6 protein-coding genes are annotated in these 8,283 nt (G+C 63.3%); 1 reads left to right on the forward strand and 5 read right to left on the reverse strand.

Translation table 11 applies throughout. The annotated features are described in order from the left end of the window. Positions 1–226 precede the first annotated feature (226 nt). From VH88_RS14790 to VH88_RS14810, 5 genes are read right to left on the reverse strand one after another with little or no spacing between them, the layout of a single operon-like run. Positions 227–2,392: a TonB-dependent receptor gene (locus VH88_RS14790; protein WP_052689636.1), complete on the reverse strand. Its 2,166-nt coding sequence runs from the start codon at positions 2,390–2,392 to the stop codon at positions 227–229. A gap of 53 nt (positions 2,393–2,445) precedes the next feature. After that, positions 2,446–3,348, reverse strand: a complete 903-nt coding sequence (locus VH88_RS15855; RefSeq protein WP_082064535.1) for a helix-turn-helix transcriptional regulator — start codon at positions 3,346–3,348, stop codon at positions 2,446–2,448. Positions 3,349–3,385: 37 nt separating this feature from the next. Next, positions 3,386–5,770, reverse strand: coding sequence for a serine/threonine protein kinase (locus VH88_RS14800; RefSeq protein WP_045811928.1), 2,385 nt, complete (start codon positions 5,768–5,770; stop codon positions 3,386–3,388). After that, the gene (locus tag VH88_RS14805; RefSeq protein WP_045811929.1) at positions 5,767–6,342 is read right to left on the reverse strand and encodes an ECF-type sigma factor; all 576 of its coding nucleotides are present in this window, start codon (positions 6,340–6,342) and stop codon (positions 5,767–5,769) included. The genes VH88_RS14800 and VH88_RS14805 overlap by 4 nt, the downstream gene beginning before the upstream one ends. A 10-nt stretch (positions 6,343–6,352) precedes the next feature. Beyond that, the gene (locus VH88_RS14810; RefSeq protein ID WP_045811930.1) at positions 6,353–6,814 is read right to left on the reverse strand and encodes a DNA methyltransferase; all 462 of its coding nucleotides are present in this window, start codon (positions 6,812–6,814) and stop codon (positions 6,353–6,355) included. A gap of 192 nt (positions 6,815–7,006) precedes the next feature. Here VH88_RS14810 and VH88_RS16165 point away from each other — a divergent pair, with 192 nt between their 5' ends. Further along, positions 7,007–7,816 carry a hypothetical protein gene (locus tag VH88_RS16165; RefSeq protein WP_146756763.1) on the forward strand — a complete coding sequence of 270 codons (810 nt, stop codon included), beginning with the start codon at positions 7,007–7,009 and terminating at the stop codon, positions 7,814–7,816. The last annotated feature ends 467 nt before the right edge of the window (positions 7,817–8,283 follow it).

The following is an 8,283-nucleotide window of genomic DNA, read 5'->3' on the forward strand; positions in this document are numbered from 1 at the left end:
TCCACCAAACCGAGGGAGGATCAGATGGTCTTCGCCCCTGTGGTGAGCGTAGCTAAGCGCGTCGATCGGCGGGTGGAACTTGGCGAACGCGTCGCAGCCATCCAGCGCCTAAGAAGCCAGTTGCATCTGGCAACAGACCTCGTCCGACCAGCAACTTCTTAGCTAGCGACCGGAGCAACTGAGCTATTGCGAAACATCACTGGTTCGTCGAGCTATCGGGCGACACTCACCTCCACCGACGGGCTAAACGTAGACCTATGACGCGAGGTGAGCCGATCCCCGCGTAGTAGGTGCCGTCAAATCCGAACGCGAAGTTCGAATAGGCTTGGGTCGTGAAAACCCGCTCGTCGGTGATGTTGTCGACGAACAGACGCAAATCCCACCCATCCTGCTCCCAGCCGACCTGCGCGTTCAGCAAAACGTAGGCGTTCTGTTTGGCTATATTCTCTGGGTGCAGAGGCGTGTCACCGACCGCATTCGCCTCGCCCCGGAGGAAAAGACCGCGCCACGGTCGCCAGCTCGCGGCAAGAGACGCGTCGAACCGAGGCACAAGCTTGACGCGGTTTCCGGTGAAGTCCTGAACCGCTGAGAAGCGATAATCGGTGTAGATGGAGTCGACGTAACCGAGTGATGCGGTGAGGTTCAGCGTCGGGTCCGGTCGCGCGGTCAACTCAACCTCAAAACCCCGGCTTCGGATTGCGGCGTTTGAAGTGATGAGATTGGTTGACACCGCCTGCCCCGAGCTGTCGACGAGGACGTTGTACTCCTGCCAATTCTGCGCGTCAGTATGGAAGACAGCGCCCGCCAACAGTGCCCGGCCATTCAGCAGGGTCAGCTTGGCACCCGCCTCATATGTCCACAGTGTCTCGGCTCCGTAGCGCGTGAAATCCTCCGTTACCGAGACAGACGCGGCGGCAAGGTTGAAGCCTCCCGGAATCCACCCCTTGGCGACCGATGTATAAAGCAGCAGATTTTCCGTGGGCTTCCAGTCGATGGAAACACGGGGGAGCAACTCGGTAAAGGTTTGGCTGAGATCTTCGGCCGCGAACGCAAACTGACCAGCGGGACCAAGGTCGAGCGAGCCAGCCTGCTGGTTCAACGCGCGTTCGGCGCTTTCCAGCCGCAGGCCGCCACCTAACCGAACCTTATCGGCAATCGGCACGCTGACATTTCCAAACACGGCATAATCCCGCGATCGGCTGGTCTGCGGAGGGGCTGGGTTATAATCGGCCAGGCCTCCGGGCCCCACCAGGGTCAACAGGGTTTGCTGACGGCGATCGCGGTAGTGGTTCATTCCGACGACCCATTGCACCGGGTCGCCCCTCGCCGCCGAAAGCCGCGCCTCCATATTGACGAACCGGTCGCTTCCTAAGTCAGCGCCGGCGACCGCCGGCAGCGCGGTCAAGTCGATGTCGGTCCCGAAGGCGTCATCCGTGTCGCTGCGCCACGAGGCGTTGACGTCGAGCCGCGCGCCGCCGAGGTCGTAGTTCAGATTGGCACCGACCGTGTATTCGTCGCGCTCCGTGTTTTTTGGAGCGTCGTTAACGAGGCGATAGCGGCCGGGGGTCAGGCCGCCATTGAAGCCAGAATAGTTCGCATTGTAGACGTCCGGATCGATCGGGAGGAACTCCTGCTTGTAGAGACCCGGAGCGCGCTGGCGGAAATAGTAGCTGAGCAAGTCGATCGTGAGGCGTTCAGTGGGGTTCCATCGCAACTTGCCCTGAACGAAACTGTTTTGAAGGTATCCGGGCTCGCCGATCGACGATGCGATATTACGCAGGAAGCTGTCTGCCTCCTCGTGTGTGACGACCACCGATCCCGCGAGCGTACTGGTAAGTGGTCCTCCCGCCGCAAACCGCGCATCGATGCCCTCACCATTGCCGAAGAACGTTCCCGTGAGCGACGCATCCATCTCGAAACTATCCGTCGGCATCCGGGTACGAATGACGATCAATCCAGATTCGGTGTTCGAGCCGTAGAGCGTTCCCTGGGGGCCGCGCAGCACCTCAACCTGCTCGATGAAACCGAGCGATTGGTCCTGCACCTCCCGAAACGGAATCCCATCAACGTACACCGCCGCGCGATTGACGATGAACGGGTTCGATTCGATGCCGCGGATGGTGACGAAGGTGCTCCCGATCTGGCTCAGTTGATTGAACTGGACGTTTGGGACGTAATCATCGATGTCACGCACGCTTTCGATGCGGGCATCGCGGATGAAGTCTTCAGACAGGACGGTCACGGCGACCGGGGTGTCGGCCAATCGCGTGTCCTGGCGCGTTCCAGTGACGACGATCTCTTCCAAAACCGTCGACTCTTGCGGAGAACTGGTTTGCGCGTAAGCCGGCATCGCGGCTCCTGTCAGCAACAGGCCGGCAACCACAGATTTCATCAAAGCACCCCATCAATGCGAACCCTCGCAGCTAATCGGGTTACAATATTACATCAACGACGCGGGCTTTCGGTAAGCGGCAAAGGCTTTCGGCTCTGAGCAGCACCACCAGACCACTCGCGCGGAGATACGCCGAACTGGCGTTTAAAAGCCGTCGCAAAGTGAGCCGGCGTATACCCGACCCGGTACGCTGTCTGGGTCGCGCCGTAGCCGCTCCGCAGCAGGGATGCGGCGGCGGCCAAGCGGCAGTCAGTGAGATAGGCGCCAATCGTTGTTCCGAAACTTTGACGGAAAGCCGAGGTCAGGGTCCTCGGACTGCATTTCAGTCGAGCGGCGAGACTGTGGATGGTGAGAGTCCCGGCAAACTCGACATCGACGATCTCCCGCGCGGCATTTGCCAAGCTTAGACTCCGTGACGATTCCAGTGTCTCGGAACTCGTTGCGAGGCACTGTTCCAGCACCGCGAATAGTGCAAGCGAGCGACCTTCGATAGCGAGGTCGCGCGCCGTACCCTGAAACCATTCGTCAATCGGCGCCACGAGCGCCGCGACTATTCGCGGCGGAATCCTCTCAACCCCCATGCACACGTTATCGGGAATGGCTGCGAGACAAGCTGGCAGATCGTGGTCCGCCAAAGTTTGCCAGTCGATCGACAGCCCCGCCGAACGGAACTCACCTGAAGACACCGCCGTGCGCAATCGAATTGGCTCCCGGCTGCTCAAGACCGACAATCCGGATCGAGCCAGTGAAAGCTCACCGAAGGATGTTTGACTTGCCATCGACGGTGCGAAACCACAGCTGATGTGAAGGCCGGCTGGGATCTCGGCCTCGTAGTTGACGCCGGAGAAGTTTCGACCCTTGGACAGATAGAATGTGCCCGACGTGGAGGGGTGCCGCGCGTGCTGGGTTGCGCCGCCCGCTGCCCGACTGACTTTCTGTATCCACTCGTCCTTCACGCCTGGAGCTATAGGCGATCACTAGTCGGTCCGCTAACTATTCCAAGATGACGAGATCGTTCGCAGCACCGCCCCAAGAACAGGCGGCAAGATTGGCGTCGAGACCCGCACCGTATCGCCCTACGGATCCCAGGGCTTCATTTCGCTGGTCTAGAACGGTTAGTTTTTCTCGCGCCGAACGATATTCCGCACAGGCGGTGTCCCGGTCGCCGGCGGCTCTGGCGATGTTCGCCATTGTGACGTGTGCCAGCACTAAGCGGTTCGACCGCGCGGGTGTCGGGTTTCGGCGCAGCACGTCTTGGTGCATCGCGATCACGCCGCGCTGGAGGGCGATGGCTTCGCTGTGCCGCCCGTCCGCGCTCAGCGCCTGAGACCGGGCCTGCTGCACCTTCGCGGCGAAGGCGCGCAGTCCATCGTCGTTGCTCTCGATTTGCAGCAGCCGGTCGAGGATGCTCGACGCCTGGTCGAGGAAGCGGCGCGCCTGTCCGGCGAGCGCGGGCGATTGGGTGGCGGAACTGTAGCCGACGTTGGCGTTCCAAGCCAAAGCATAGAGGATGTTGGGATCGCCGGGGTTCGCGCGCTCAGCTTCGCGAAAGAGCCTCTCGGCTTCCAATAGATCGGCCACCGCGTCATCGGGCTGGTCGAGGAAATAATGGTGGATGCCGCGATAGTAGCGTGCATAGGCGCGGTCGAGGGATGCGTCTGAGCTGTCCCGCATGGCCGCCGGCCATTCCGCGATTTCCGCTTCAAGAAGGTCGGACAGGCGCGGCATGTCGTCGAGCGAGGCGGTCAGCGTCGTCATGTCCAGTTCCGCCTTGCGGACATTCCGGCGCGCCATGTGCCAACGCCGGTCCCGTGCGGCGGACGGCACGGCGGCCAGAACGGCGTGCGCCTCGACGAGGCGCGCGGCGGCGGCGTCCGTCTTGGAGTCGATGTGCCCTAGGATCATCGCCAGCGACGCCTGGGCTTCGGCGAGGTCCGGCGCGGAAGGCTCTCGCAGGTCGCGGATCATGCCGATCGCGCGCTCCAGGTTGGCGCGGGCGCTTTCAATCTGGCCGAGATGCGGTCGGTCGGGAACGCCTTGGGCGCGGGCGAGCGCGATGAAGCCGCGTGCCGCCTCCAGCTTCAGCGCGTCGTCGGCGCCGGGCGAGGCGGCGAGCGCGGACAGATAGCGGCCGGCTTGCTCGGCCAAGTCGGCGCGCGCCTTGGTCGAGCCCGCGATGCGCTCCAGCTGGCTGTTGAGGTCGAAGATCATGTAGCCGGCCAGGGCGCGCACTTCCTCGAACCGCTGCTCCTCGGCGACACGGGCGCGCTCGGCGCGGCAGTAGGAGACCAGCGCGACGATCAGCGCGGCGAGGATCAGCGCCAGCGCGACGGCGGCGGCGGTGACGGGCCAGCGGTAGCGGCGCACGAATTTGCCGATCGCATAGCCCCGCCCGCCATTGCGGGCGGTGACGGTGCGGCCGGTGGCATGGCGGTCGAGATCGTCCATCAGCGCATCGACCGAGGCGTAACGATCGGCGGGGTCGAGCGCGGTGGCGGTGGCGATGATCGCCTTCAGGTCGGCGTCGGGCGCGTGGTCTTCCACCAGCACGTCGAGCAGGCGGCCCAGCGAAAAGACGTCGCTGAGCGTGGTGGCGCCGACGCCCGCCATGCGCTCGGGCGCGGCGAAGCCGGGCGTCAGGCTGAGGCCGGCGAGCGAGGGATAGGGCGAGGACGCCGCGCCGTCGCCGCCCTCCGCCTCGGGCGGCTTGGCGATGCCGAAGTCGATCAGGCGCGGCGCGCCATCGGCGGCGACCAGCACGTTGGACGGGGTGATGTCGCGGTGGACGATCAGATTCTGATGGGCGAAACGCACCGCGTCGCACACCTGACGGAACAGCGCGAGGCGCGCGGGGATGCCGAGCGAGTTGTCCGCCGCCCAGTCGGTGATCGGGCGGCCATCGACATATTCCATGACGATGTAGGGCTCGCCCCGCTCGGTCGCGCCGCCGTCGTGAAAGCGGGCGATGTTGGGATGGACGAGGTCGGCCAGCGTCTGCCGCTCGGCCAGGAACCGTTGGATCAGCGCGTCGGACAGGACGCCCGGTTTGACCAGCTTGATCGCGGCCTGATGGCGGAAGTCGTCGGATGCCCGCTCGCCGAGATAGACCGCGCCCATGCCGCCCTGGCCGATGCGGCGGACAATGCGATAGGCGCCGATCCGTTCGGGCAGCGGCGCGTCTACGCTGGCCTGCGCGCCGCCGGTGTGGACCGCGACGGACGCCGCCCGGTCGGCGGCGAACAGCGACAGGACGCGGTCGGCGAGAGCCTTGTCGGCGCCGGCCTGCTGCATGACCCAGGCTTCGCGGGCGGCGGCGGGAAGGTCCAGCGCCGCCTCGAACAGGGCGAGCGCGCGCTGATCGAGCGAACGGTCGGTCATTCCGGGCGCTCCTGCATGGCTTGCATCAGCCAGGCGCGGGTCGAGCGCCAGCGGCGCTTCACGGTTGGGGCGGACTGGCCGGTGACGGCGACGATCTCGTCGATCGTCATCCCGCCGAAATAGCGCATCTCGACGAGGCTCGCGCGGTCGCGGTCCCAGCCTTCGAGTTCGATGAGCGCGGCGTTGAGATCGAGCAAGTCCACCGGCGGCGCCTCGGCGCCCATGCCGGTGACGAGGGTCACGCGGTGATGGTCCCGCTTTTCCGTCAGACGCGCGCGGGCGTGATCGACCAGCACCTGCCGCATGACGCGCGCAGACAACGCCAGGAAGTGCGCCTTGTCGCGCCAATCGATCCGCTCCAGCGGGATCAGGCGCAGCACGGCCTCGTTGACCAGGTCGCCGCTGGACAGAGAGCTATGGCGCTCGCGGCGCAGGAGAGCGGCGGCGACGGTGCGAAGTTCGTCATGCGCCAGCGCGAACAGCCGGTCGCCCGCCGCCGCGTCGCCCGCCTGCCAGGCGTGCAGCAGTGCGCGGCTATCCTCGTCCCCGGCGATCCCGTCCCCGTCCCCCATAGTCGGGATGCTAGCGAGACGCGGGCCGCGCGGGAAGCTTTGGCGCAAACGCGGCATCGGGCGGGCGCTCATCGTGCGAGCCGGGCAAAGCAGAAGGTGGCGTCGTCGCGGCTGGGTCCGTCCGCCTTGTGCGCGAGCCATGTCGGCAGGGCGCCGGCTTCCACGGACGCCGCGCCGTAGGTGAAGGCTTGAGAACACGAGCCGCCGCCGTGATCCATTGGCGAGAGAACTCAATGTAGTCCTCGATGCTCGCGAAGCTGTCACCGTAAGGCATGCCGATGTTCAGGTAGGGCGGCGACGTCACGATCAGATCAACCAATCCAGCGACCATGGCGTCCATGGAAACGATGCACTCACCCTTCACCAGTCGCGCGGTCGGCGCGGCGGGCGGCGGCGGCGTGGTGGTCGGCAGGTTGTCGTTAGCGGCGTGGGCCTTCTGAGCTTGAGCAGCCTTCTGGCGGCGGATGACCATATGTTTTCGACGTCCTCATCGGTTGGTGATGAGGCCATAGGTCACGGATTTGGGCCGAATCCGAGCGATGATAGATGAGGTTAATCAGACCCCTTTTCATATCGGCTTCCAAGTTTTCACATTGGCCTCCGATCCTTCACATTGATTAATTTCGAAACCGGATAGAAAGCTTCAGAGTGCGAGCGTTGACGCATGTCCGACGCCTCTTCTCCCCATCGTTCGATATCGAAATCCGCTCTCGCTGCGCTGCTGGGCATTCCTGACGAGCATCTTCTCACCAGAGATGAAGCAGCCGAGGAGATCGGCGTCAGTTCGGGCTATCTCGCTAACTTGGCCAAGGCCGATGAGAAGGGCGTGGGTGGAGGTCCAGCCTACTACCGCTCAACAACCAGTCCTACAGGCGGAACAGCTTGGTATCCATTATCGGAAGTCAGTGCTTTTAGGGACCATCGCCGTTCAAAGATCAAAAAGAGTTATGATCGCGAACGGAAAACCGGTCAGCAGGATTGGACCAAGCTCCAAGACGATTCGGAACGGCTCCCTGTTCACACCGTGGTCTCGATGATCGAAGATTGGCGGGCAAGTGAACTTTATCGACGTGCCCAAGCCATCCTCCACGACCCTAATCCGATGGCGGGAAGACTGACCTATGAGGAAGAGTGCCGATTGTTCGGGGCGGCGCAGAAAGGCGGCCGCGTCGAGGCGTTTGCCGCCATCGCTGTTTCAGAAGATGCCGCCGCCCAGCGAAAGGCAATCTTCGAGAGTCTCGACGATCAGACCAATGCCGTAGAGACCCACCTTCTCGCGCTGACGGCTTCGCGAGGTCTATCCGTCTCATCAACCCATCCATCCTTCTTTGTCCTGACAACGATGTTCGAACGGGCATGGGGCGAGGTTCTGGAGGCCGAAACGCGCTGGCGAAACTTCGACTACACGGGGATGCCCAAGTACAAGCCGAGCACCACTAATGAGATCACGATATCCGTAAGTGTGAAGACGTGATCGACCTGCTGATCCTCGTTGGAACATGACCTCCAACGGTGTCCGCCACCTTCCCTTACTTATAACCTTCGAGAACTGGCGGCGGCCATATCTTTCGACGTAGGCAGAGGGGGGGCTGGAAGGAGCGGAGCGACCAGTTTGTCTTCCAGCCGAACTTTCCCCCGTTAACGGACTTGCTAATAGAGGTCTTATTAGGAGAGCCGTTAAAGGGGGAAACACCTCCTCCCCCTGTGCCCGAGGGTGCCGCCGCCAGACCGATCTGGAAGATGGCGGTTTAAGGGGAGCGATGTCGGCTGCGATCCTGAAAGAGGCTTCGGCCGGATCGCGATGTCATCGGCTGGAAGATCGGTTGATATCCGCCGCTTCGACCGTTCTCCCAAACGGGGGTGGAAATGGCTGTGTTTCACGGCCCGCAAACCCAGTCGTGGCGTAGTCGATATTTTGTGCCCGCTTCCATCTGATTGGGA

The sequence above is a fragment of the Brevundimonas sp. KM4 genome, from assembly GCF_000964075.1.
GTDB classification, from domain to species: domain Bacteria; phylum Pseudomonadota; class Alphaproteobacteria; order Caulobacterales; family Caulobacteraceae; genus Brevundimonas; species Brevundimonas huaxiensis.